Raw genomic sequence first — 839 nt, forward strand, 5'->3', positions numbered from 1 at the left:
TCGTATGACTGCGATAATGCCGCAGGAAACTGCGCTCGCTCATGTTCATACGCGTTGCGAGCACAGGGATCGACAAGTCTTCAGCAAGATTGGCACTCATCCAGGCATGAAGGTCGGAAAAACGACCGCTCTCGGATTGCAATGTGAGGGGAACACTGAATTGCGCCTGGTCGCCCGGTCGCTGCAAAAACATTACAAGGTTGCGGGCAATTTCGAGCGCCACAGCCTGTCCAAGATCCTGTTCGACCATTGCAAGCGCGAGGTCTATTCCCGCGGTCACGCCGGCAGATGTCCAGATATGACCGTCATTGACAAAGATGGGGCCACGTTTGACGATCACCTTGGGAAAACGGCGCTCAAGGTCGTCATAGGACTGCCAGTGTGTCGTTGCCCGGCGCCCATCAAGCAGCCCAGCAGCAGCCAATGCAAAGGCTCCGGTGCATACTGACGCGAGCCTGCTCGCCTTTTTGGCATGCACCTCGAAAATCGACTTGAACCCTTCACCCTCGCAAAAGGCATGAATGCCCGGTCCACCCGGCACAATCAGTGTGTGCGGCGGCGCAGTATCCTCGCTTAAGGCGTCGGTATGAATGGAAATGCCGGCGGGCATGTCCACAGGACCAGCAGGCGAGACGACAGAGACATCATAAGGCTGATGAGGCCCATCGACGACGAGGTTTGCGGTGAGGAACACATCGAGCGGCCCGGAAATATCCAGAAAACTCATCCTGGAGAAAGCAATGAGTTGCAACGACTTCGTTGGTGGCATGAGTGGACCTTTGTTCCGCGATGGCCTCCCCATAAGCGACATGGGACGCTTGGTTGATCAGTACCGATTT

General features: G+C 56.0%; 1 protein-coding gene. It reads right to left on the bottom strand.

Going from position 1 to position 839, the window contains the following annotated elements:
• On the bottom strand, positions 1-769 hold a 769-nt coding region (locus tag AC1D0I_RS32685; protein ID WP_477400199.1), incomplete at its 3' end, for a GlxA family transcriptional regulator.
• Positions 770-839 lie beyond the last annotated feature (70 nt).

The sequence above is a fragment of the Mesorhizobium sp. P2_D1 genome (assembly GCF_056404455.1).